Raw genomic sequence first — 24,888 nt, forward strand, 5'->3', positions numbered from 1 at the left:
CTTAGTTTTCCTTGAAGGTGTTAAACCAATTTCTCTTTAAAAAAGTCAATTGTTCTTTTCCAAGCAAGTTCTGCAGCTTCTTTATTATAGCGTGCCGTAGTCGTATTATGAAAACCATGATTTACTTCTGGATATACAAATGCTTGATAGTCTTTTTTAAAAGCTTTAAGGGCTTTCTCAAACTCAGGCCAACCTGCATTTACCCTTTTATCCAATCCGGCGAATTGCAACATTAAAGGTGCATTTATTTTATCAATATTTTCTTTAGGTTGACCCCCATAAAAAGGAACAGAAGCTGCTAAGTTGGCTATTTTCACAGCCATCATATTCGAAATCCATCCGCCAAAACAAAATCCTACAACACCAATTTTACCATTACAATCGGGATGGTTCTTTAAATATTCAAAAGCAGCAATAAAATCTTCTAACATTTCATTACGGTCTCGCTGCCTCTGCATCGTTCGTCCTTCATCATCATTACCAGGGTAACCACCTAGTGGTGTCAAAGCATCAGGGGCAATAGTTATAAAACCTTCCAAAGCACCTCTGCGAGCAGTATCTTCTATATACGGATTCAAACCTCTATTTTCATGTACCACGACAATTCCACCAAGCTTTCCTTCAAACGTATCTGGTTTAGAGAGCAAAGCTTTTATTTCTCCACCGCCTTTATCTGAGTTATACGTAATAAAATCAGAATCCAATTCTGGGTCATTGGGGTCAACTAACAATGTATCCAAATAATTGGGCATCATAAAGCTCAATAAGCTTGGCAATGTAATCCCACCAATGGCAAAAAGCGAAAGTTTCTCAATAAATTCTCTTCGTTGAATTTTATTGTGGGCATAGTCATCATAAAGGTCAAAAACCGCTTGCGGAATATCTTCTTTTTTCAAGGATTTCATTTAGGCATAGATTTTCTGTTTCTCCTAAATTTACGAAAAACAGAAAACCCCTACGCAGAAATCACACAAAAAGCATAATAAGCGTCAAGACAATTCCACCGGCAGTAAAATACAGGCCTTTCTTAAAAATTGTAGTATTCGGAAGAAACATCCAAAATGCAGATAATACAAAGAAAAGCAATGACATACCAAAAAAAACATTAAGAATGTACAGAGGATCGGAAGAAGTTGCCTTGTGCATATGGGCCATCTTATCAAGAATGTAAGGAAGCTTTTTAGAAGTATAGCTGACTTCACCTGATTTCGTGTTGTATGTGCCTTGTTCAAAATTTGCAGTATCTCCTTCAATCGAAGAAAAAGTCAGTTTCTTTATTTTGATTTCCTTACCTAGTTGTTCGGCATCTAAATTTGCTTCAACCTGTTTTTGGTTAAGCACTTCAACTTTTAAAAAATCAGTATTTCGAAATACTAGAACTACGCCACTTAGTGCATAAACGCCCATAATACCAGCTAGAAAAAAACCTAAGTATCGGTGGTAAATTCGTGCTTTATTGGATGCTTCTCTCTTTGTCATTTTTATTTAGACTAATTTTAAACAAAGAAAAGTAATTTCAATTTTTTTTCCTAGTTATTCAATAAAAAGTGTTACAAAAAACTTAAACCCCCTTCTCCATTTCGAATAACTCATGCAAAAGTTTCACCTTGATGTTATAGAAACCTTTTATGAAACTTAAAAAGTCTACGACAAGCTAAGACTGACAGCTGAAGTTAAGAAATTAGGTAGGTTGACTTTAATTTGACGTAGCTTTGTTCACTTAAATAGGTATGTGAGAAAAGCACTTCTTTTTATGCTCATCAGCACGGCATCATTCTCATTGATGAATGTCTTCATCAAGTATTTAGACCATATTCCTGGATTTCAATTGGTGTTCTTTAGGTCAATTACCTCATTTATATTTGCCACTTCATATCTATTATCCAATAAAATCAATGTTCTTGGCAATCAAAGAAAATTGTTATCCCTACGAGCAGTAGCCGGACTAATTTCAATGAGTCTTTTTTTCTTTTCTTTTAAATATTTATCTGTTGGCACAGCAGTTTCATTGCGCTATATTGCTCCAATTTTTGCAGCGATTTTTGCAGTATTTGTGCTTAAGGAAAAGCTCAAACCCATTCAATGGCTCTTTTTTTTTATAGCTTTCTCTGGGGTATTGATTCTAAAAGGATTCGACAGTTCGATGAGCAATTTAGGAATGACCTTGGTCATTACCGCATCTGTTTTTACAGGAATGGTTTACATTTTGATTCGAAAAATTGGTAAAGGAGATCATCCTGTTGTAGTAGTCAATTATTTTATGTTCTTATCAACGGTAGTAGGTGGGTCAATAAGTATTTTTAATTGGGTTTCACCACAAGGGTGGGATTGGCTATTATTGACCAGTCTTGGCGTTTTTGGTTATTTTGGACAAGTTTATATGACCAAAGCCTTTCAAACCGCACCAACAAATGTTGTTGCACCCATTAAATATACCGAAGTTGTTTTCACCATTGGTATTGGCGTTTTTTGGTTTGGCGACACCTATACCCTATTGAGTTTTCTAGGCCTGTTTTTAATTATTGGTGGATTGGTTGCGAATACCTTGGTTAAGAAGGATTGAGTATGAAACTATTCTATTTAACTCACCCCAAACTTGCCAGGCTCTTCTCCAAAGTCTCAATCTTCGCCTCAGCATCTGCTACTTTTTTACGTTCCATCTCCACTACTTTTGGTGGCGCATTATTTACAAAACGCTCATTCGATAGTTTTTTTTGAACAGATTGTAAAAAGCCTTTGGTGTATTTAAGCTCTTCATTGATCTTTTGAATTTCAGCTTCAAAATCAATTGCACCAGAAATAGGGATAAAATATTCATTACTTTTTACCCGAAAACTTAAAGCACCTTCAACCATATTATCTACAGATTCAATGGTAGAGAGATTCCCCAATTTGGTAATGATGGCATCCATTTTAGAACCTGAATCTTCTGTATTTAGTTCCATGAGTTCTAAAACTTCTTTGTTGGCAATGTTCTTTTCTTTACGAATGTTTCGCACTCCAGAAATCACCTCAGCAGCAAAATCAAATTCGGCAATCAGTTTTTCATCGAAAGCAACCTTCTTCGGCCAATCTGCAATACAAAGAGCTTGTTCTGGAGTTCGTTCTGCCATATGCTGCCATACTTCTTCGCTTAAAAATGGCATAAAAGGATGTAATAATTTCAGATTAGCTTCAAACAAATTAATTACCTCGGCTAAAGTCTTTTTATCAATCGGTTTTTGATACTCCGGCTTTACAATTTCTAAGAACCAAGAACAAAAATCATCCCACACCAATTTATAAATTGCCATTAGAGCATCTGAAATTCGATATTTACTGTAGTGATCTTCAATTTCAGCCAAAGTTTGCTGGAACTTAGCGATATACCAATCAATGCCGATTTTAGCTGACTGTGGCCGTTCAATATCGGCTACTTCCCAACCTTTAACCAAACGAAAGGCATTCCAAATCTTATTAGCAAAGTTTTTTCCTTGTTGGCAAAGAGCTTCATCAAACATTAAATCATTACCCGCTGCAGAACTTAATAGTAGCCCTACTCGAACCCCATCAGCTCCGTAATCTTCAATCAATTTTAAGGCGTCAGGCGAATTGCCCAACGATTTTGACATTTTACGACGTTGTTTGTCTCGTACCAAGCCTGTCAGATACACATTTTCATAAGGGCGTTCGTTTCTAAACTCATAGCCCGCAACAATCATTCGCGCTACCCAGAAAAACAAAATATCTGGACCTGTAACCAAATCATTGGTAGGATAATAATAGTTTACTTCTTCATTTTCAGGTTCGAGAATTCCACCAAAAACACTGATTGGCCACAGCCATGAAGAGAACCAAGTGTCCAATACATCTCCATCTTGTCGTAAATCAGATTTTTCTATTTTTGGGTTCTTGGATTGAGCTAAGCTAAGGGCTTCTTCCTTATTTTCTGCAACTACAAAATCTTCTTTACCATCTCCATAATAGTAAGCAGGTATTTGCTGTCCCCACCACAATTGGCGTGAAATGTTCCAATCACGAATGTTTTCCATCCAATGACGATAGGTATTTTCAAATTTCTTTGGGAACAACTTTACATCACCGTCTTTTAAAACGGCATTAATTGCCGGCTTAGCCAAATCTTCCATTTTTAAGAACCATTGATCTGACAACCTTGGTTCAATAACCGCTTTGGTACGTTCTGAAGTACCCACTTTATTGGTATGTTGTTCAGTTTTCACCAAAAAGCCTTTTTCTTCCAACTCTTTGGAAATCTCTTTACGAACAACAAAACGGTCTTGACCTTCATAATGAAGGCCAAAGGAGTTTAAAGAAGCATCTTCATTAAAAATGTCGATTACTTCAAGACTATGCTTTTCTCCTAAATTCTTATCGTTTTCATCATGGGCTGGAGTAACTTTTAAACATCCCGTACCAAATTCAATATCAACATATTCATCTTCAATTATCGGAATAACCCGTCCACAAATAGGTACAATAGCCTTTTTTCCTTTCAAATGGGCGTAACGTTCATCATTAGGGTTAATACAAATAGCAGTGTCTCCTAAAATAGTTTCCGGCCGGGTGGTAGCAATGGTTACTTTTTCATCTGAACCTGCTATGTCATAAGCTAAGTAGTATAGTAGCCCTTGCTTTTCTTCATAGTTAACTTCTTCATCTGAAAGGGTTGTTTTTGCCTCAGGATCCCAATTCACCATTCGATATCCCCTGTAAATCAAACCTTTGTTATATAAATCAACAAAAACTTTGATTACCGAAGCTGACATATCGTCATCCATGGTAAACTTTGTTCGGCTCCAATCACAAGAAGCTCCCAATTTTTTAAGCTGTTGTAGTATTACTCCTCCATATTCATCAGTCCAGTCCCAGGCATGCTTTAAAAACTCCTCACGCGTCAAATCTACTTTATCAATTCCCTCTTCCTTAAGCTTAGCCACAACTTTAGCCTCTGTGGCAATGCTCGCATGATCCATACCGGGCACCCAACATGCATTTTTGCCTTCCAATCTTGCTTTTCGGATTAAAACATCTTGTATGGTATTGTTCAGCATATGACCCATATGCAATACTCCCGTAACATTAGGTGGCGGTATTACTATAGTGTAAGGTTCCCTATCATCGGGCTTTGAAGTGAAAAAATTGTGTTGCATCCAGTAATCATACCAATGTTGCTCTACTTTACTGGATTCGTATTTTGATGGAATTTCCATTTTTCGGTATAGTTTTTGTAAAAGTAAGGTGGATTGAAGAATCAGAAAGGAATGGCGCTATGTTAATTTTACGCTATTCTTTGGCGATTGGCCAATCCTTTAAATACGAAACAAAAATAAGTAACGTTATTAGAAGACAAAAGAATTTTGGATGTAGGTTGAAATCAACTACTTTTGAAATTCCTCAAAACGAAAAAAAATGAAGAAAATAGTACTTTTATTATTTGTAGGTCTTTTGGCCGTAAGCGTAAAAGCACAGGACAAGACCGCTAAAATTGAATTCAAATCAGAAACCGTGGATTACGGTGAGATTGAAAAAGGTAGTGATGGTGTTCGTGTATTCGAATTCACCAATACAGGCGATGCTCCACTAGTTATCAGTGATGTAAAATCTAGCTGTGGATGCACCATCCCTAAAAAACCAGATGCTCCAATTTTACCTGGAGCCACTGGTGAAATTCAAGTTAAATATGATACAAAACGTGTTGGTCCAATTAGAAAGGCAATCACTGTTTCATCAAATGCAGATACGCCAACTAAGGTTCTAAAGATTAAAGGAACTGTAAAAGGTGAAGGAGCAAAATAAGATTATCGCGCTATGCAAATTAAAAGCCTTGACTTTCGTCAAGGCTTTTTTGTTTCAAAAATATCTTTTAATACGAAGGTAAAAAGCAAATCTTTGTTGTAACGCTCAATCTGTACTCGAACTCTTTTACCTTCACGTTCATTTAGCATTTGAAGGATTTCTTGAATTTTATAATCATGTATCTCTTTTCCGTTTATTGCAAGAATAACATCGCCTTCTTTCAAACCAGCTTCTTCAGCAGGGCTACCTGCTCTTATACCTGACACTACAATCTCAGGCACTAAACTCAAACGTGTACTGTTATCCATCAAAATTTGAACATTTCCAAAAGAGTCATTGTGTTCAGCTTTTACGACACCTCTAGAGTCTGCAATACGTTCAGCAATATAGCGAACCCCGTTATGTTGTAATTCAATCCCAGCTAAATTATATTGAAAAGGTCTATTGAAATAGCCGTTTTTGGAAAGTGTAATCTTGTTTCGAGGATAATCAAAGACAATATTGAACCTTTTAAGGACTTCGCCTCCAACACTACCATTTCGATCACCAAAATCTTTAATTGCGCTAAACGATTCTTTATATGGAAATGCAGCTTTTGCTTCATTCAATTGAAACATACCAATGCGAATGCCCTTCAATTTAGTTCGCTTTCCGAAAATGTTGCCACTTAATCCCTGCCCTAAAAAGTCTTCATAATTCTTTTCGGGAATATCTAGACCTTTATCTGGGTCATGAAATAACCACAATGCATCACTACTACCTGTATCAACCAATAACTTTACAGGAATTTCGGAATCATCTTCTTTTGTAACCGCTCCGTCCACAAAAGCCTTTTTATCTATTAAGGAAAGGGGCAGCGTTTGTTTTCTTTTAGAAGTTTTATATTGATAATCATTCGGGTTGTAAAGTTTCAGACTACTAGAGCTGTAATTGACCTCAACTACAAAATCTTTAAAAAGGTCATACCCAATAATACCATGAATTGGAATACCCAATGAAGTTGAAAAGTTCAAATCTCTATCTATAACCACATATAAGGCCTGATTGAAATTTTTGGCATTTCCAATCTTAAATGTATTCTTAGTCGATTTTAATGCCTGAATCGGATCTCCTTCACCCAGACCCTGCAAAGTAATTTCAGAAACATTATTAATTTGAATAGAATCTTGGTTGGTCAAATTAAAGAGAATAGGACTACTTACACCAGTATCAAGTATAAAAGAGAGTTTTGTGCCATTTAATTCCACCGGCACGACCATCAAATTATTAACCAGTTCAAACTTTATTTTTTCATACTTTTTCTTATTTGAGATATGAAATCGTTGTCCAAAACCGGAAATGGAAAAACAAAAAAACACTAAGGTTATATATGTAAGAACTCTATTCAATAGGCTTATTTATAAAGGGTTGTATCTATTAAAGGTAGGAAAATTAACTCTACTAAAATTAAATTTAACATTAACCCAACATACCAATTAATAAGAGCTTTTATTGTTTTGCAGATGCCTTTTCCTCATTTTTGTTAAAATTTATTTCAGAATGCCAAAAATTTCATCTAAAGGACGATTGATGCCAGCTTCGCCAATTCGAAAATTGGTTCCTTATGCCGAAGAAGCAAAAAAAAAAGGTATTAATGTTATTCATCTCAACATTGGCCAACCAGACATAAAAACACCCAAAGTCGCATTGGATGCCGTAAGAAACCATAAAATTGAAGTTTTGGCTTATAGTAGAACTGAAGGTTCGGATAATTACCGTGAAAAAATTGCCAATTATTATGGAATGCATGATATCAATGTGACCGCAAAAGATATTATAGTGACCACAGGCGGCTCGGAAGCCTTGGCGTTCACCATGGGCTCCATTTTAGATGAAGGTGATGAAATTATCATTCCAGAACCTTTTTATGCTAATTATAATGGTTTTGCCACAGCTAACGGAGTTAAAGTAATTCCTATAGTATCCGCAATCGAAACGAACTTTGCTTTACCTCCCTTTTCAGAATTCGAAAAAAACATCACTCCAAAGACAAAGGCTATTTTGATTTGTAATCCTGGGAACCCAACAGGATATCTCTATAATCACGATGAAATCAAACAGCTTGTTTCTCTTGTTAAAAACCATGATTTATTTTTAGTCGCTGATGAAGTCTATAGGGAGTTTGCCTATGACGGAAAACACCATCATTCCATTTTGAAAGAAGAAGGAATTGAAAATAATGCTATAATAGTCGATTCAGTTTCAAAAAGATATAGTATGTGCGGTGCACGGATTGGTTGTATTGTATCAAAAAATCAAGAAGTAATTCATACGGCATTAAAATTTGCCCAAGCAAGGCTTTCACCTCCCACATTGGCACAAATTGCAAGTGAAGCAGCATTGGATACACCACAAAGTTACTTTGACGACGTAATAACGGAATATGTATCAAGAAGAAATCTTTTGGTCTCTGAGCTTGAAAAAATCGATAATATAAAAATTGCTAAACCGAGTGGTGCCTTTTATTGTGTAGTACAACTTCCTGTTAAAAATTCAGACGATTTTGCCCAATGGCTTTTGGAACATTTTAATTTAGACAAAGAAACCGTCATGGTTGCGCCAGCGGGAGGATTTTATGCCACAGAAGGTTTGGGAATCAATCAAATACGGATTGCATATGTATTGGACAAAAAACAACTAGTACGCGCTGTGAAGATTTTAAAAAAAGGATTGCAACAATACCTTGCCAAGTGAATATTCTAGAAAATATATCCTTAAAACCATACAATACTTTTGGTATTGACGTTAATGCAAAGTCTTTTGTAGAAATCAATAGCCTTTTACAGTTACAAAAAGTATTGCAACTTTCTGCCTATTCAGAAAGGTTTATCATAAGTGGAGGGAGCAATATGTTATTGACTAAAGATATTGATGCCTTAGTCATGCACATTAACCTTAAAGGAATATCAATAGTTGAAGAGAATGATCTTGTGGTCAACATAAAAGTGATGGCTGGTGAAAACTGGCACGATTTGGTACTGTGGGCTATAGAAAAAGATTATGGCGGAATTGAAAATTTATCCCTGATTCCTGGTAGTACAGGCACTGCACCTATTCAAAATATTGGGGCATATGGGGTAGAGTTAAAAGATGTTTTTATATCCTGTGAGGCAATGAACATTGACACCTTAGAATTGGAAGAATTTTCTAAAGAGGATTGTCAATTTAGTTATCGGGACTCCATATTTAAAAATTCAGCAAAAGGGAGATATATTATTACCTCTGTATTACTAAAGCTTACCAAACAAAACCATAAGTTATTAACTTTCTATGGTGCCATTGAAGATGAGCTACGAAAAAAAGGAATCGTACACCCAAGTATTAAAAATATTTCTGATGCTGTAATTAAAATACGTCAAAGCAAACTTCCTGATCCAAAAAAGCTTGGGAACAGTGGCAGTTTTTTTAAGAATCCTGTAGTATCAAAAAAGACTTTTAAGAGTTTTCAAAAGAAAAACCCTGAAGCCCCTTTCTATAAAATGGAAAATGGACAATATAAAATTCCAGCGGGGTGGCTTATTGAACAATGTGGTTTTAAGGGTAAGCGTTTGGGTGATGCAGGCATACATGAAAAACAGGCGCTTGTACTTGTAAATTATGGAAAGGCAACAGGTGAAGAAATTTGGAGTTTGGCCTTGAAAATTCGGGAGGAAGTAAAAAAACAATTTCAAATCATTATAGAACCTGAGGTAAATATCATAAAATAACCCCAGTTACTAAGCAGTAAACTGGGGTTATACCAAACCAAACTAACCAAAATCGTATATACCTTAACTAAACTGTATCTTTTTAAACGCTTCCGTTGTAATCAATTTTATACTTTAGCGTTATTCTATTTACGAGTAAAAAGACAATTTGGATTTTTTTCAGTTTTCTTTATGACGTCATAACATTATATGAGCACATTATTAGAGAAGCATATTGTAGAATTATTACAAGAACGTGATGAAAAAGCGATTTCATTGTTATATGACAATTATGCTGACACCCTATATGGTGTTGCTTATAAAGTAGTCAAAGATGAAGATTTGGCACAAGACGTTGTTCAAGAGAGTTTTGTTAAAATTTGGAAAAAATCAGATTCTTATGACGAATCAAAAGCAAAACTGTTCACTTGGTTATTTCGAATTACTCGAAATACCGCCATTGATAAGTTAAGAAGTGTTAACACAAAATCTGATAAAGAAATCCAAATAGACGTTTCAGACGTATATAATTTAGGTGTGAACACCACACGACCAGAGTTTATGGACGTGAAAGAGCATCTTGACAAGATTGAACTTAAATATAAGGTAGTGCTCGATGCATTATTTTTTGAGGGCATGACGCAACAAGAAGCAAGTGAAGAATTGGATATTCCTCTAGGTACTATTAAATCGAGATTAAAAATCGGACTTAGGGAGTTACGCAAAATTTATGGCACATCAATGGTGCTGATAATGATAGTTAGTTTAATATCATGACAGAAAAAATTAAAATATTTTTGGATACTGATTTGTTGGAAAAGTATCTTTTAGGAGCTACTTCAACAGAAGAATCATTGCAGGTTGAGCGATACATTGCCATGTATCCTGAAGTAAGGGAAACTTATAATGAACTTCAAGAAAACTTGGAAGCATTTGCCAAATTGCACGCCTTAAAAGTACCTGTAGGTTTAAAAGATACTATCTTACACAAGATACGACAACAAAAAAGAGGTACTAGCAAATTCCTCAAATATGCAATTGCCGCGAGTTTTGCGGCTTTAATTTTTGCTGGTTCATCATATTTCTTCTACAATCAGAATAAGAATCTTCAAGAAGAAAATACTTTAGTTACCAATAAGATTAAGGATCTTGAGTTGGACATGCAAGTACAATTGGAGGATATAAGAAACCAATACATTGTACTGAATAACCCAAATACCAAAAAATACTCTGTACGAGGCAACAAAAAAGCCGAAGAACTTAAGGCAGTGGCTTATGTTAATCCTGTAAAAAAGCTTTCTTACATCAATGTTAGTAACTTACCGCAACTACCTGAAGACAAATGCTTTCAGATGTGGGCTGAAGTCAATGGTGAAATGGTCAATTTAGGCATCATCAAAGATATTGATGATAAAGATAAATTATGGGCTATGCCTTATGCAGATAATGCTATTGGCTATATTACTATTGAGCAACAAGGTGGCAATGCTACACCAACAGTTCAAAATATTGTCGCAAATATCAACTATTAGCAATTATCTAAAGTCATCTTAAACTTAGTTTTCTTCCTTGTTGATTTTGTATTTTTACAAAAAATTGTAGATGAAGTTGGTTTTACTTACCGTTGGTCTTTTAGCATTAGCATTCGCTGGCATAGCTATTAAAATTTGGTCAAAAAAAGATGGAGAATTTGCTGGCACCTGTGCCAGTCAAAACCCATATCTTAACAAGAATGGTGAAGCCTGCGGTTTTTGCGGAAAATTACCTGAAGAGCAAGATTGTAAAAAAGATTCCATGCCGGAGTTGCAATAGCAATCATGAATTTAATTAATCTCTTTTTTTGAATAAGGCAGAAAACAATCTTTTAGAAACAATTGCCAAAGCGAAAGCTGGTAATCAGATCGCTTTTAGCACCCTGCTAGATAGTTTTTGGAACGATGTTTATGGTTTTCAATTATTGCGCACCAAAAATGAAAATGATGCCGAAGATATTACAATACAAACATTTTCAAAAGCCTTTGATAAAATCAACACCTTTGATGAAAACTATGAATTTGGCACTTGGTTAGTGGCTATTTCAAAAAATCTTCATGTTGATCTTATAAGAAAAAGAAAAAAGAATATTTTGGCTGAACTTGAAGCCGGAAAAAACAGTGAAGTCCATAAAGTTGCTGATGAAAGCCCTTCAGCTGAAGATAACCTTATTATCGAACAAAACTTGGCCACTTTGTTGGGGCATATTAAAAAATTAAAACCCCATTACCAAAAAGTAATTAATCTCAGATATTTTAATGAGATGAGCTACACTGAAATCGCCAATGAACTTAACGAACCTATAAACAATATTAAGGTAAAGTTATTACGCGCTAAAAAACTATTGGCAGAAATTATTACCACCAAGTAAGCTCTTCCAGAATGGCTTCTAATGCACCTTTTCGTATATTTGTAGCTTAAATAAGCACTATGGGCACGACCACAGTTGAACATGTGATTCCACCAAAAAAAGGTAAACCCAAATGGTTACGGGTAAAGCTACCCACGGGTAAAAAGTACACACAACTTCGTGGCCTAGTAGATAAATATGACCTTCATACCATTTGCACCTCCGGTAGCTGTCCAAACATGGGAGAGTGCTGGGGAGAAGGTACAGCCACCTTCATGATTCTAGGAAACATTTGTACCCGTTCATGTGGATTTTGTGGAGTGAAAACTGGGAGACCTGAAAGCATTGATTGGGCTGAACCTGAAAAAGTAGCACGTTCTATAAAAATCATGCAAATAAAGCATGCTGTTTTGACTTCAGTAGATAGAGATGATTTAAAAGATATGGGGTCTATTATTTGGTCAGAAACGGTCAAAGCTGTTCGCCGAATGAACCCTGAGACCACTTTAGAAACTTTGATTCCTGACTTTCAAGGCATAGAAACACATTTAGATCGTATTTTATCTGTGCATCCCGAGGTTATTTCCCATAATATGGAGACCGTTAAACGCTTGACCAGAGAGGTACGCATACAGGCCAAGTATGAGAGAAGCCTAAACGTTTTAAAATACTTAAAAGACAATGGTGCAAATAGGACTAAGTCTGGTATTATGTTAGGCTTAGGTGAGTTTGAAGAAGAGGTTTTGCAAACCATGGAAGATTTACGTTCCGTTGGTGTTGACGTAGTCACTATTGGCCAATATCTGCAGCCTTCTAAAAAACATTTACCGGTAAAAGAATTTATTTTACCTAAACAGTTCAAAAAGTATGAAGAGGTTGGTCTAAAAATGGGGTTTCGTCACGTTGAAAGTGGTGCCTTGGTAAGATCTTCCTATAAGGCACACAAACACATAGATTAAAGCATCTCCTATTCTCGATTTGTTGTAATTCAATATTAAATGGCTAGACTTAAAATTGGCATCAATGGTTTTGGACGGATAGGAAGAACTTTATTCCGTTTGTTATCAAACTATAAAGAATTTGAGGTAGTTGCTATAAACGATTTAGCAGATGCTACTACTTTAGTCCATTTGGTAAAATATGACAGTATCCATGGAAAGTTTCAAAAACCAATTGAAACGCAGGGCAGCAATATATTTTTTGATAATCGAATAATTAGTGTTCTTAATGAACCCCATCCAAAAAATATTGATTGGGGTCAATATGGGATTGATTTAGTTGTTGAAGCATCTGGCAAATTCAAATTGCGAGAAGATTTAGAATTTCATCTTAAAAATGGAGCAAAAAAAGTGATTTTGTCAGTTCCACCATCAGATGATACAATAAAAATGATTGTATTTGGAGTTAATGAGTCTGCTTTAAATTCAAAAAACCATATAATCTCAAATGCTTCATGTACAACAAACAATGCCGCCCCTATGATAAAAGTGGTTAAAGAGCTTTGCGGAATTGAACAAGCCTATATCACCACTATTCATTCCTATACCTCCGACCAAAGTCTTCATGATAGTCCACATCGCGATTTAAGAAGGGCTCGTGCCGCGAACCAGTCTATAATTCCCACAACAACTGGAGCTGCGAAAGCGTTAACTAAGATATTTCCTGACTTAGAAGATGTTATAGGTGGCTGTGGCATTCGAGTTCCCGTACCAAATGGGTCTTTAACTGATATCACTTTCAATGTAAAAAAAGAGACGTCCATTGAAGAAATTAATGCTGCTTTTAAAGTAGTTTCTGAAAATGAACTAAAAAACGTACTTTTCTATACGAAAGATCCTATTGTATCCATTGATATAAACAATAGTTGTTATTCTTGTACGTTTGACTCTCAGATGACTTCGGTGATTGGTAAAATGGTAAAAATCATCGGGTGGTATGACAATGAAACAGGATATAGTTCAAGAATTATTGATTTAATGCAACTGCTTATAAACAAAGACTACATTTGAATTTTAAAAATTTACATTCGATTTATGTAAATCGTTCATTTACAATACTCTTTGCATTGCTTTTTGCCATTGGGCTTAGGGCCCAAGATTCCATTGCCAAAAATAAATCCATAGCTGATTATCATGATCAGGCAAGGTTTTACCGTCATCAAAATAAGCTTACAGAAGCATTAAAAGCGCTAGATTTAGCAGCCAAAATAGCAGAAGAAAAAGAGAATCTAAAATCTTTATTAGATACTTTCCACAAATTTGCACTTCTCTATTTAGAGCTAGAAGATGAAGAGACCACACAATTCTATTGGGATCGTGCTTCAGTTCTGCTAAAAGATATTGAATACCCTTATGGAGATGCGGTGCATAAATATATTGATGCTACTTTATTATTTAGATCAGGCAATAAGTTTCAGGCTAGACAAAAATTAGAAGAAGCCCGAAGCCAAAGTAATGATAAAAATCTATTGAACTATATGCTCTTATTAGAGGCTCATATTTTTTCTGAACTTGAAAATTTTGACGAGGCCTCAAAAAATTACAATGCATTATTAGTGAATTCAGATGAAAATGAACGGGCTTTTCTAGCTACACAATCAAATTTAGGATTGGCCAAGATGTATGAAGAACAAGACAATCTTGTTGAAGGCGTGAAGCATGCAGAAGCCGCACTTGAACTTGCTGAAAAACATAATTTTTTTAGAGAAATTTTAAGGGCTAACTCTTATTTAACCACATCATATGCCACTCTCAAAAACTATGACAGAGCTTATGAAGCACAAGCTAGGTTAATCGCAATCAAAGACTCACTGTTTGGCATCGAGAAAGTCAAACTCGAGGCGAAAACTGGCAATAAAATATTGCAAAACACCCAAACAAAAACCATTGAAGATTTACAAGCAAAAAATGAAGAACTTAGTGAATCGGCGAATAGATCAGAAATTATTGGAATATTAGCTTCCGCGTTTTTAACAATAATCTCAATTTTGGCGGTTTCTCTTTTTAGAAACAATCAAATTAAATTAAAGACCAACGATCTTCTACAAACTAAGAATAAAGAGCTGGAAACCGCCCGTGATGCAGCCATTTCGGCTATGGAGGCGAAAACAAATTTCTTGTCTACGGTAACACATGAGCTTAGAACTCCTCTTTACGCCGTTACAGGTTTAACACACTTATTACTTGATGAAAACCCTGCAGATCATCAAAAAGAGCATCTAAAATCATTAAAATTTTCAGGTGATTATCTTTTAAATTTCATCAATGATATTTTACAAATAAATAAAATTGATGCCGATAAACTTGAACCATTGCATATAGAGTTCAAGCTCAAAAAAGTATTGACCGATGTTATTGATTCTTTACAGCAAAATGCAAAAGATAATAACACCGAAATTATTTTGAATCATGACAGTAAGATACCGCTTCACCTTTTAGGAGATCCTTTAAAACTATCGCAGATTATAATGAATCTTGTTGGGAATGCCCTAAAATTTACTAAAGACGGAAAGGTTGAAGTTATTACAAGGCTCAAAGAAAAAGAAGAAGATAATTTAACTGTTTATTTTGAGGTAAGTGATACTGGAATTGGCATTTCTGAAGAACAGCAGAAAAATATATTTGATAGTTTTGAACAGGGGTCCGTTCAAATAAATAGAGAGTATGGTGGCACAGGATTAGGACTTACTATTGTAAAAAGCCTATTAGGTCTTTTTGATAGTAAAATACATTTAAAGAGTAAATTTGGTGAAGGAAGTTCTTTCTTTTTTGAATTAGAGTTAAAATCAGATGAGAATTCTCTTGAAGAAGTACCATTTGAATTAACTGTAGAAGATTTTGATTTTGAAGGCTTACATCTTCTAATAGTTGAAGACAATAAAATCAATCAGGTCATCACTAAAAAAATGCTAAATAAGAAGGGGATGTCAGCCGATATTGCCAATAACGGCAACGAAGCCATTGACGCGGCCAGCACCAAAAAATATGATGCCATTTTGATGGATATTCATATGCCGGGAATAAGTGGCACCGAAGCGACTGTTCAAATACGAAAGTTTGACCCAGAAATACCTATTATTGCTTTGACGGCAATTTCAATGGATGACAGTCTTGATGAATTCTATGCTGCAGGTTGCAATGCTGTAGTAACGAAACCTTTTAAACCAGAGGTCTTCTATCAAAAAATTGGAGAAAACATCTTTAAGACTAAGATTGAGGGTTAAGCTTAATAACTTTCTCCAGTTCAGATTTCAAAAATAAATCACCTCCATTCAAAAATCGATGCCTTACTTCTAAATAAAAAAGGTTTTCAACCTTTCCCTCAAGACGCATAAAATCTTTTTCTGTAGTAATTATATAATCATTGTCCTTGAATTTTGAAATTTCTTTTTTAGAAAAAAAATGATGATCGCCAAATTCAAAATGTTTAAAGACAACACCAATAAATTCTAGATATTTTACAAGCGGTTTAGGGTTTGCAATACCCGTAACCAAAGAAACCTGCTTTATTTTCAAGTCTTCAAAACTCAATTCCTCAGTTTTTGATCGCAATACTTTTGCATATTCGAAAGAACTAAAAAGAATAGTCTTTTCTAAGTTCAATTGCTTGATGATTTTATTCTGCTCGTCTTTTGGCAAACTATTTGGGCACTTTGTAACGATAATGACATTTGACCTTTTAGCTTGATTTTTAGCATCTCTAAGAGTACCTGTTGGCAAAAAAACATCCTTTACAAATAGATTATCATATGCGGTTAAAAGAATATTGAAACTAGGTTTTACCTTACGATGCTGAAAAGCATCATCTAATAGGATTAAATCAGGTTTTATACTATTTTCTAAATTCAGTATGCCATTGCATCTATTACTGTCGACGGCCAAATCAATCTTATCGAATTTTTTGTATATCTGAAACGGTTCATCTCCCAATTTTTCAACAGTAGATTGGTCATCAGCCAATTGAAATCCTTTCGACTTTCGTCTATATCCACGACTCAAAACAGCAATTTTAAAATCATTTTGCAGTATGTTTATCAGATATTCTATCATTGGGGTTTTACCGGTACCTCCTACACTCAAATTACCTACGCATATAGTTAGCGTTTTGAACGATTGTGATTTGAAAAAGCCGCTGTCATACAGGTAATTGCGCATATAAATTACGATTCCATACAACAAAGAAATCGGAAAAAGTAATTTACGAAGTAGTTGCATGAAGACGAATTTAGAATATTTTATCTTTATGGGCCTTAAAAAAAAGAAATGACGGTTAAAGATATTGCTGAAATACTTGAAGAGCTAGCTCCACTTAGCTACGCAGAAGATTTTGATAATGTTGGTATACTAGTCGGAAGTCCAGACCAAACTGTTGATGGAATTTTAGTGACGCTAGATACACTTGAAAATGTCGTAGATGAAGCGATTGAAAAAAAATGTAATTTGATTATCAGTTTTCACCCCATAATCTTTAAAGGCCTTAAAAAACTAACCGGAAGCAATTATGTGGAGCGTGTAGTTATGAAGGCTATTGCCAACCATATCACAATTTATAGCACGCATACCGCTTTGGACAATAGCTACCAGGGTGTAAATGCAAAAATTTGTGAAGTACTTGGGATTAAAAATGGAAAAATATTAATCCCTAAAAAGAAAACTATTAAAAAACTGACTACCTATGTACCAATTCGCGAGGCAGAAAATCTAAGAAAGAAGCTTTTTGAGGTAGGCGCTGGAGCAGTAGGTAATTACAGTAATTGTAGCTTTAGTGTTGATGGCATTGGCACTTTTGAAGCGAATGAAAATGCCAATCCAGTAGTAGGGGAAATTGGTAAAACTCGATATGAAAAAGAAACACAACTGCAAATCACCTACCCCAGTGACAATGAAAATATTGTTTTAAAATCACTTTTTGAATATCATCCCTATGATGAAGTCGCCTATGAAATTATAACTCTGGAAAACATAAACCAACACTTAGGCATGGGCATGGTAGGTGAGCTGGAAAAAGGAATGACTGAACATGATTTTTTAAAATATCTTAAGACCAAAATGAATACAAAAATAGTTCGTCATTCTGCTTTGTTAAAAAAATCGATAAAAACAGTTGCTGTATTGGGTGGCAGTGGTGCTTTTGGAATTAAAGCTGCCATTAATGCAAAGGCCGATATTTATATCACCGCAGATTTAAAATACCATGAATTTTATCAAGCTGAAAACAAGATAGTTATAGCAGATATCGGACACTTTGAAACCGAGCAGTTTACAAAAAATTTATTGGTTGACTTTCTTACAAAAAAAATTCCTAATTTTGCGATCACTTTATCAGAAAGTAATACTAATCCCATCAAGTATTTTTAACATATGGCTACAAAAACAGAAATCACTGTAGAAGAAAAATTACGAGCACTTTATGATTTGCAATTAATTGATTCTAGAGTTGATGAAATAAGAAATGTTCGTGGAGAATTGCCCTTAGAGGTTGAGGATTTAGAGGACGAGGTTCTTGGTCTTAAAACTAGAATGGACAAGTTAAAATCTGATGTTGAGACCATAAATTTTGAAATCACCGCCAAGAAAAACTTAATTGAAGAGTCAAAAGCCTTGATAAAAAAATATGCAGAGCAACAAAAAAATGTTCGCAATAGTAGAGAGTTTAATTCTTTAAGCAAAGAAGTGGAATTTCAAGAGTTGGAGATTCAACTTGCCGAAAAGAACATTAAAGAATTTAAAGCGCAGATTGAACAAAAGAAAGAAGTGGTTTCTAGTACAAAAGAAATTCTATCAGAACGAGAAGCACACTTAAAGCATAAGAAGAGTGAATTAGATGCGATTCTTGCGGAGACTGAAAAAGAAGAGACAGCTTTACTAAAGAAATCCGAACAATTTGAAGATAAAATTGATGAACGTTTGGTGAAAGCCTACAAGCGTATTCGACATAACGTAAAAAATGGTTTGGCTGTTGTTCCCATTGAAAGAGGAGCTTCTGGTGGTTCTTTTTTCACAATTCCGCCACAAGTTCAGGTAGAAATTGCCTCGAGAAAGAAAATAATTACCGATGAGCATAGCGGAAGAATATTAGTTGACCCTACTTTAGCAGAAGAAGAGCAAGAAAAAATGCAAAAACTTTTTAAGAAGCTATAACGCTCTAAACTTTATATAGTTTAAAACCATCCAAAGCTTGGATGGTTTTTTATTTTATAACTTTAAAGTATGAAAATTTTAGTACTAATCTGCTGTATTTTAATATGTCAAAATAGCCCTGCTCAAGAATTAAAGAAATACCAGTGGAAAAATAGACTCATAGTTTTAATTGGTAATCAAAACCATCCAAAACTAAAGAATCAAGAAGCTCTTTTAAATAAAAATGAAGAAGGGTTAAAAGAACGTGATATTTTGATAATACGAACTAACGACCGGTTACTTGAACCATTTAAACTAAAAAAAAACTTTACAGGGTTACTTTTAATTGGCAAAGATGGCGGCATCAAATTAAAACAATCTTTTATAGTTCAACCTGATGAGCTTTTTGCTCTTATAGATGGAATGCCCATGCGAAGAGCTGAAATTTCAAGAAAAAAAGGTTAGTTTTTTAGCAGCTCTAAAATCTTGTTCTCTACTTCTTTTGAATTCCAAATCTCTTCAATATTAGGTGTTTTCATAATTTCTTCCATGATTTTTTCTTGATTATCACCTATTTTCAGTGCTTCTTCATAAGGCCTATCTGAAAAAGTTACCCTACTATAAACAGGCACCCATTTATCAGGGTGTCTTTTTGAAAACCACTTTTCAATTTTTTTCTGCAACAAAAAAATAGGATAAGCAGTTTTACTACTCATCTCAACAAAGTTACGATAGCTCAATTCTGCTATAGCATCAGCATTTGGCTTTCTTTTTTCTTGGTACATAGAAAAGATGGTGTCCCAGTTATCGCCATGGTTTAAAATAAGCTCATTCAATTCATAAATATCTTCAAAACCAGCATTCATCCCCTGTCCATAAAAAGGAACAATAGCATGCGCTGAATCCCCCACAAGAGCAACTTTATTCCAATAGGTCCAAGGATAACATTTCATAGTGACCATGGCACTTGTTGGATTTTTGAAAAAATCTTGGGTTAAATTCTCAATTTCCTTTCTAACATTGGGGAAATAGGTCTTGAAAAAATCCTTGGCCTCTTTTTTTGTGGTAATTTTTTCGAAAGATACATCTCCCTCAAATGGTAAAAATAGCGTACATGTAAAACTTCCATCAAGATTGGGCATGGCAATCAACATAAACTTGCCCCTTGGCCAAATATGAAAGGAATTTTTGTCTAGTTTATGGGTGCCATCTTCATTTGGAGGAATCGTTAATTCTTTGTATCCAACATCAATAAAATCTTGTGAATAGTCAAACCTACTTCTGCGTTGCATCTTATGCCTGACTCGTGAAAAAGCGCCATCGCAACCAAATATCAAGTCATATTTATATTCTTTCCACTCACTTTTCTCTGTCTCACCTGTAAATACTTTGGTCTCTGGCAAATTTACATCCCATACTTTTTCATTAAACCTAAATTGAACACCTGCTTCTTCAGCAAAATCAATCATTTTTCTATTCAGTATTCCGCGAGAGATTGACCAAATAGCCTCACCTTCTTTTCCATATTTCTGAAAATACATTGGGGTATCAATTAAATGCATGGCACGTTTATCCAAAGGAATGGCTATTTTTTTGACTTCTTCTTCAATACCAACTACTTTGAGTGATTTCCAACCTCTATTGCTCATAGCTAGGTTAATAGACCTCCCAGAAAAATTAACAGTTCTTATATCAGGTCTTCTATCAAAAACTGTAATGTAGTGACCATGTCTTTTTAAGTAAATAGCCAATAAAGATCCCACTAGACCAGATCCAATTATAGCAATTTGCTTTGGGGTTTGCATTGTATAATAATATTAATTTCTTGAAGTAAAGACCCTAAATGTAATCAAATTCACTTAATATGCCTGATTAACAGAACATCCAAATGCTCCATTTTTACGTATATAATTTAAACTATTCCGCGAGAGCGCCTATATATAAAAAGTCCTTCACAATACATTGTGAAGGACTTTTCATTTTTATAATTCGTTATCAAACTTATTCTAAAATACCATCTACGATTCCGTACTTAACAGATTCCTCAGCTCCCATCCAATAATCACGATCAAAATCTTTCATTACTTTTTCAAAATCTTGTCCGCAGTTATCTGCTAATATTTTAGCTCCCAATTCTTTAGTTTTAATAATTTCTTTTGCTTGAATCTCAATATTAGAAGCTTGGCCTTGGGCACCACCGCTAGGTTGGTGAATCATTACTCTTGCATGAGGCTGTATAAAGCGTCTTCCTTTTTCTCCTACTGAAAGTAAAATAGACCCCATAGATGCAGCCAAACCTGAACAGACAGTTGAAACCGGACTTTTAATTTGCTTAATAGTATCATAAATAGCAAAACCAGAGGTAACATATCCCCCAGGACTGTTAATAATCAATTGAATCTCTTTATTATTTTGTAAATCAAGGTATAACAATCTATCTATTACGTGTTTGGCAGAATCATCATCTACCATACCCCATAAAAAAACTTTGCGCTCTTCTAGCAATTTTTCTTGAATAGCCTCTTGTACTTTTCCTTTTTTTGAACTCATCTTTTCGTTTTGTTATAGGGTATAAAATTAATCAAATAATTTATGATTTACTCGAGTAGATGAAATGCCTGGATTATAGAACACAAAAGAGTTAATCCGTTTCTTACAATCAAGAAAAACTTCAAACTTCACATACAAAACAGCCTGTTTCACAACAATTTATAAATATTGTTAAAACCCCAGCGTTCTTTTGTATTAATAGTAATTAAACGAATTTATCGTACTAACAACGTGAAATTTATGGGTTTTGCAGGTTTGGGAATACTTTTACTGCTGTAATTGATCCCAAATCATTACAACTCAAAATCTAAACTTGACCTAAACAAATTATGACGTTAATAAGTAAGCGTCAAAAAAATACGGTCAAGCTAGATTAAAATGAATTTCAAAATCTTGACCTATGAAGCTAACCACTACTTCAACTTTAAAGAAATCGCTTCTTTTCACAATTTTTATATGCTTTCTTTTCGCTGGGAACAATTTGTTTTCACAAGCCAATTCAATAAGAACAGGAGCAACTTTTAATTGGGCAGATACCCAAACTAATGTAAGTCAACCTGCTACTTTAGAATCCATTGACATCAATGGTACATTATATTCATCATTTGTAGTTCCCTCTAACTATGAAATGACAAGGTTAGGTCCTGGTGGTCATGGTTTCAATAACATTATGCAAAACGGGACTCAAATTGTTACTAGTAGTAATGATCCTAATTGGAATACAGAAGCCCTACTTGCCTATCAAGATTCTAATCTAAATCACTTTTTTGGTGCAAATAGTAATGGTGATGATTTTTGTGGTGATTATAATGCCGTTGCTACAACAGACGCTCAAATTCAAACAATATCCTACTCTCCTGGAATTCCATCTAACCCAGATGGTATACTGGCAGTAACGGAACGTGGTGGCAACAACTGTCTTTATATAGAAGTCTGGGGCATACCTAACGGAGGCGGTTCAGAACAGCAGTTAGGACAGACTTTTATACGCAATGAGTTTAATTTATATGGTGTTGGTCCCCAGCAACCTCCTACAACTAATTCGGATTACTGGAGTAGTGGAAGAAACAATGAAAATACACAGATCATTGCAATTGCCCTTTATGAATTATCCGAATTGGCACCCGTGGGTTCTATAATTACACAAATCAGATATTATGCGGCAACTTCAGATAATGGTGATGGTAAGTTTTTTATCATGCAGACCTATGCGCAAGATGAGTGTATTGATATAAAAATAGATAGAGACGGTAATGGAGACACAAGTATAAATGATAATGTACCAACTGGTAGTTCTTATTTGCTAATTTCAGGCACCTCAAATGGAACATTAACGCTAAACTCTGATGGCACATACAATTATCAACCGAATCCTGGGTATACAGGTACGGATAGTTTTGAATACCAAGTGTGCTTACCCGCCCCAAACCAAACTGTTTGTGATACCGCAACAGTATGCATTGGTATTGGACCAGATGCTTTGACCGATAGTGCGGTAGTAGAAACTAATTCTTCAAACAATAGAATTAATATTCTGGACAACGATATTTTTGGCAGTTCAGGAGCGCAAGCAGGCAATGCAATTACCAATAATACTAACCCGGAAAATGGCTCTGTGACCTTAAATAACAATGGTACTCCCGGCAATCCTTTGGATGATTATTTCAGTTATACTCCAAGTAGTGGTTTCACAGGTACTGATTTCTTTACATATGAAATATCGGATGCTGCGGGTAATACTGCTGTAGCAACCGTATTACTATATGCCGCACCAGATTCCGAAGATGATGATATTCCTGATCCATTAGACTTAGACGATGACAATGATGGAATTTTAGATTCAAATGAATCACAAGATTGTATTGACGATGATTATATACAATGGGGACTCAATAGTCCTATAGGAGGAAGAAGTGTTGATTTTGTTCAAAACCCTTCAATTGCAAATTGGCTATTAGCAAGTACAGGAAACATTATAACAGGCGCTGGACTAAGCAGTGCCTCACCTGGTTCTGAACTTCAAATTTCTGGTTTAGATGCCTATACCTATGAAGAAGCACTCGCCAATAATGAATATATAGAAGTTAGTTTCACTACTGGTTCTGATATTGCAGATCCTATGATAGAAAGACTAGGAGTGAATTGGTATCAAAATTCTGATGGTTTTACAGAAGGAAATTCTTATGATGCCGCAATAGCGATATCATCTGATAATTTTGGTACCTACCATCTACTAAATACTGATGTTCAAGTACACTATCCTTCAAATGGAGTTTCCGAATTTTTTGATTTATTGCCTTCGGGTGTCACTTATCAACTTGAAGAAAATACTACATATACTTTAAGGTACTATGCTTATAATCAAACTAACGATGGTAATGTTGCTTACTCTGTTTATGATGACTTTACCATTCGTTTTTCTGCATGCCAAGAAATGAACACAGATGGGGATAGTCTACCAAATCATTTAGACTCAGATTCTGATAATGATGGATGTGCAGATGTAATTGAAGCTGGACATTCTGATGATGATAATGATAATTATTTAGGAAATAGCCCTTATACTGTTGATAATACTGGTTTAGTTACTGGACAAGGTGGCTATACAGGAACTACAGGAAATGAAACTACTGCGACACAGATTGTTTTAAATAATTCCCCTGCCAATCAAATGGTCAATAATGGCGGTGCGGTAAGCTTTTCAATTGATTTAAATGCTAGCAACACCACAACTTTTTCTTCAGGATCACCTAATTATGGAAGCGGAACTAATAGTTCAGGTCAACTACAATACCAGTGGCAAGAAAATGGAATAAATCTGAGTAATAGCGGTGTTTATTCTGGTGTGAATACATCATCACTTACAATTTCAAATACCTCTGGATTGGACAATAATGTTTATAATGTAATCGTCACACATTTAGACAATCTATGCTTTTCTTTAGAAAGATCAGCAACACTTAGCATAACACCAGAAATAACCATTAACGATTCTTCCACTGTTGAAGGAACCAATAATGTGTTTACCATTACTTCCTCTGCCGCTATTAGCCAGGATGTTGTTTTTAATATTGGCTACACCAATATCAGTACAACTACTGCAGATTACAGCGGTCCGAATACTATTTCGCTTCCTGCCAATAGTACTAGTATTTCTTTTAATGTTGCGGCAGTTGACGATATTCTTATCGAACCAACAGAAAGTCATGAAGTCAATATTTCTTTTGCTTCGGGGGGAACAGTAAATATTACCGACAATCAAGGTATTGGGGAAATTTTGGATAATGACGGTTCTGGAATAACCATCAATCTTTCT

Annotated in this window: 22 protein-coding genes; 15 read left to right on the forward strand and 7 right to left on the reverse strand. The window is 35.0% G+C overall.

Going from position 1 to position 24,888, the window contains the following annotated elements:
• Positions 1–20 precede the first annotated feature (20 nt).
• Together RM706_RS15310 and RM706_RS15315 are read right to left on the reverse strand one after the other, a co-directional pair.
• Positions 21–905: a dienelactone hydrolase family protein gene (locus RM706_RS15310; RefSeq protein ID WP_311353143.1), complete on the reverse strand. Its 885-nt coding sequence runs from the start codon at positions 903–905 to the stop codon at positions 21–23.
• Between the two features lie 61 nt (positions 906–966).
• The gene (locus RM706_RS15315; RefSeq protein WP_311353145.1) at positions 967–1,479 is read right to left on the reverse strand and encodes a hypothetical protein; all 513 of its coding nucleotides are present in this window, start codon (positions 1,477–1,479) and stop codon (positions 967–969) included.
• Positions 1,480–1,732: 253 nt separating this feature from the next.
• Here RM706_RS15315 and RM706_RS15320 point away from each other — a divergent pair, with 253 nt between their 5' ends.
• A complete protein-coding gene (locus tag RM706_RS15320; protein ID WP_311353147.1) occupies positions 1,733–2,563 on the forward strand; it encodes a DMT family transporter in 831 nt (276 codons plus the stop codon).
• 22 nt (positions 2,564–2,585) lie between these two features.
• Here RM706_RS15320 and RM706_RS15325 read toward each other — a convergent pair whose 3' ends face one another.
• A complete protein-coding gene (locus RM706_RS15325; RefSeq protein ID WP_311353148.1) occupies positions 2,586–5,210 on the reverse strand; it encodes a valine--tRNA ligase in 2,625 nt (874 codons plus the stop codon).
• 199 nt (positions 5,211–5,409) lie between these two features.
• Between RM706_RS15325 and RM706_RS15330 the strand changes: the two genes are divergently transcribed.
• Positions 5,410–5,796 carry a DUF1573 domain-containing protein gene (locus RM706_RS15330; RefSeq protein WP_311353149.1) on the forward strand — a complete coding sequence of 129 codons (387 nt, stop codon included), beginning with the start codon at positions 5,410–5,412 and terminating at the stop codon, positions 5,794–5,796.
• 38 nt (positions 5,797–5,834) lie between these two features.
• Here the strand turns inward: RM706_RS15330 and RM706_RS15335 are convergent, their stop codons facing one another.
• On the reverse strand, positions 5,835–7,184 hold the full coding sequence (locus tag RM706_RS15335; RefSeq protein ID WP_311353150.1) for an aspartyl protease family protein: 1,350 nt from the start codon (positions 7,182–7,184) through the stop codon (positions 5,835–5,837).
• Positions 7,185–7,335: 151 nt separating this feature from the next.
• Here RM706_RS15335 and RM706_RS15340 point away from each other — a divergent pair, with 151 nt between their 5' ends.
• From RM706_RS15340 to RM706_RS15380, 9 genes are all read left to right on the forward strand, one after another.
• Complete coding sequence (locus RM706_RS15340; protein WP_311353151.1) at positions 7,336–8,529, forward strand: pyridoxal phosphate-dependent aminotransferase; 1,194 nt, start codon at positions 7,336–7,338, stop codon at positions 8,527–8,529.
• Positions 8,526–9,542: a UDP-N-acetylmuramate dehydrogenase gene (gene murB / locus RM706_RS15345; protein WP_311353152.1), complete on the forward strand. Its 1,017-nt coding sequence runs from the start codon at positions 8,526–8,528 to the stop codon at positions 9,540–9,542. Before RM706_RS15340 ends, murB begins: the two co-directional genes overlap by 4 nt.
• A gap of 189 nt (positions 9,543–9,731) precedes the next feature.
• The gene (locus tag RM706_RS15350) at positions 9,732–10,298 is read left to right on the forward strand and encodes an RNA polymerase sigma factor (RefSeq protein WP_311353153.1); all 567 of its coding nucleotides are present in this window, start codon (positions 9,732–9,734) and stop codon (positions 10,296–10,298) included.
• A complete protein-coding gene (locus RM706_RS15355; protein WP_311353154.1) occupies positions 10,295–11,053 on the forward strand; it encodes an anti-sigma factor domain-containing protein in 759 nt (252 codons plus the stop codon). Before RM706_RS15350 ends, RM706_RS15355 begins: the two co-directional genes overlap by 4 nt.
• A 70-nt stretch (positions 11,054–11,123) precedes the next feature.
• On the forward strand, positions 11,124–11,333 hold the full coding sequence (locus tag RM706_RS15360; protein WP_311353155.1) for a membrane or secreted protein: 210 nt from the start codon (positions 11,124–11,126) through the stop codon (positions 11,331–11,333).
• Positions 11,334–11,361: 28 nt separating this feature from the next.
• Positions 11,362–11,925, forward strand: coding sequence for an RNA polymerase sigma factor (locus tag RM706_RS15365; RefSeq protein ID WP_311353156.1), 564 nt, complete (start codon positions 11,362–11,364; stop codon positions 11,923–11,925).
• 59 nt (positions 11,926–11,984) lie between these two features.
• Positions 11,985–12,863 carry a lipoyl synthase gene (lipA, locus tag RM706_RS15370; protein WP_311353157.1) on the forward strand — a complete coding sequence of 293 codons (879 nt, stop codon included), beginning with the start codon at positions 11,985–11,987 and terminating at the stop codon, positions 12,861–12,863.
• Between the two features lie 39 nt (positions 12,864–12,902).
• Positions 12,903–13,913, forward strand: coding sequence for a type I glyceraldehyde-3-phosphate dehydrogenase (gene gap / locus RM706_RS15375; protein WP_311353158.1), 1,011 nt, complete (start codon positions 12,903–12,905; stop codon positions 13,911–13,913).
• A complete protein-coding gene (locus tag RM706_RS15380) occupies positions 13,910–16,126 on the forward strand; it encodes a response regulator (protein WP_311353159.1) in 2,217 nt (738 codons plus the stop codon). Before gap ends, RM706_RS15380 begins: the two co-directional genes overlap by 4 nt.
• On the opposite strand, the gene lpxK is transcribed toward RM706_RS15380, so the two are convergent.
• Positions 16,110–17,117: a tetraacyldisaccharide 4'-kinase gene (gene lpxK, locus RM706_RS15385; protein WP_311353160.1), complete on the reverse strand. Its 1,008-nt coding sequence runs from the start codon at positions 17,115–17,117 to the stop codon at positions 16,110–16,112. The genes RM706_RS15380 and lpxK overlap by 17 nt on opposite strands.
• Before the next feature lie 48 nt (positions 17,118–17,165).
• Here lpxK and RM706_RS15390 point away from each other — a divergent pair, with 48 nt between their 5' ends.
• From RM706_RS15390 to RM706_RS15400, 3 genes are all read left to right on the forward strand, one after another.
• A complete protein-coding gene (locus RM706_RS15390; protein ID WP_311353161.1) occupies positions 17,166–18,260 on the forward strand; it encodes a Nif3-like dinuclear metal center hexameric protein in 1,095 nt (364 codons plus the stop codon).
• A gap of 3 nt (positions 18,261–18,263) precedes the next feature.
• Entirely contained in the window at positions 18,264–19,043 is a 780-nt protein-coding gene (locus RM706_RS15395) for a zinc ribbon domain-containing protein (protein ID WP_311353162.1), read from the forward strand.
• Positions 19,044–19,112: 69 nt separating this feature from the next.
• Complete coding sequence (locus RM706_RS15400; protein WP_311353163.1) at positions 19,113–19,487, forward strand: DUF4174 domain-containing protein; 375 nt, start codon at positions 19,113–19,115, stop codon at positions 19,485–19,487.
• Here RM706_RS15400 and RM706_RS15405 read toward each other — a convergent pair.
• Both RM706_RS15405 and RM706_RS15410 read right to left on the reverse strand, forming a co-directional pair.
• The gene (locus tag RM706_RS15405; RefSeq protein WP_311353164.1) at positions 19,484–20,827 is read right to left on the reverse strand and encodes an FAD-dependent oxidoreductase; all 1,344 of its coding nucleotides are present in this window, start codon (positions 20,825–20,827) and stop codon (positions 19,484–19,486) included. The two genes, RM706_RS15400 and RM706_RS15405, sit on opposite strands and share 4 nt — an antisense overlap.
• Positions 20,828–21,023: 196 nt before the next feature.
• On the reverse strand, positions 21,024–21,572 hold the full coding sequence (locus RM706_RS15410; RefSeq protein ID WP_311353165.1) for a ClpP family protease: 549 nt from the start codon (positions 21,570–21,572) through the stop codon (positions 21,024–21,026).
• 400 nt (positions 21,573–21,972) lie between these two features.
• Between RM706_RS15410 and RM706_RS15415 the strand changes: the two genes are divergently transcribed.
• The coding region (locus RM706_RS15415; protein ID WP_311353166.1) for an Ig-like domain-containing protein at positions 21,973–24,888 on the forward strand (2,916 nt) is incomplete at its 3' end.

This window comes from Croceitalea rosinachiae, assembly GCF_031846445.1.
GTDB classification, from domain to species: Bacteria; Bacteroidota; Bacteroidia; order Flavobacteriales; family Flavobacteriaceae; genus Croceitalea; species Croceitalea rosinachiae.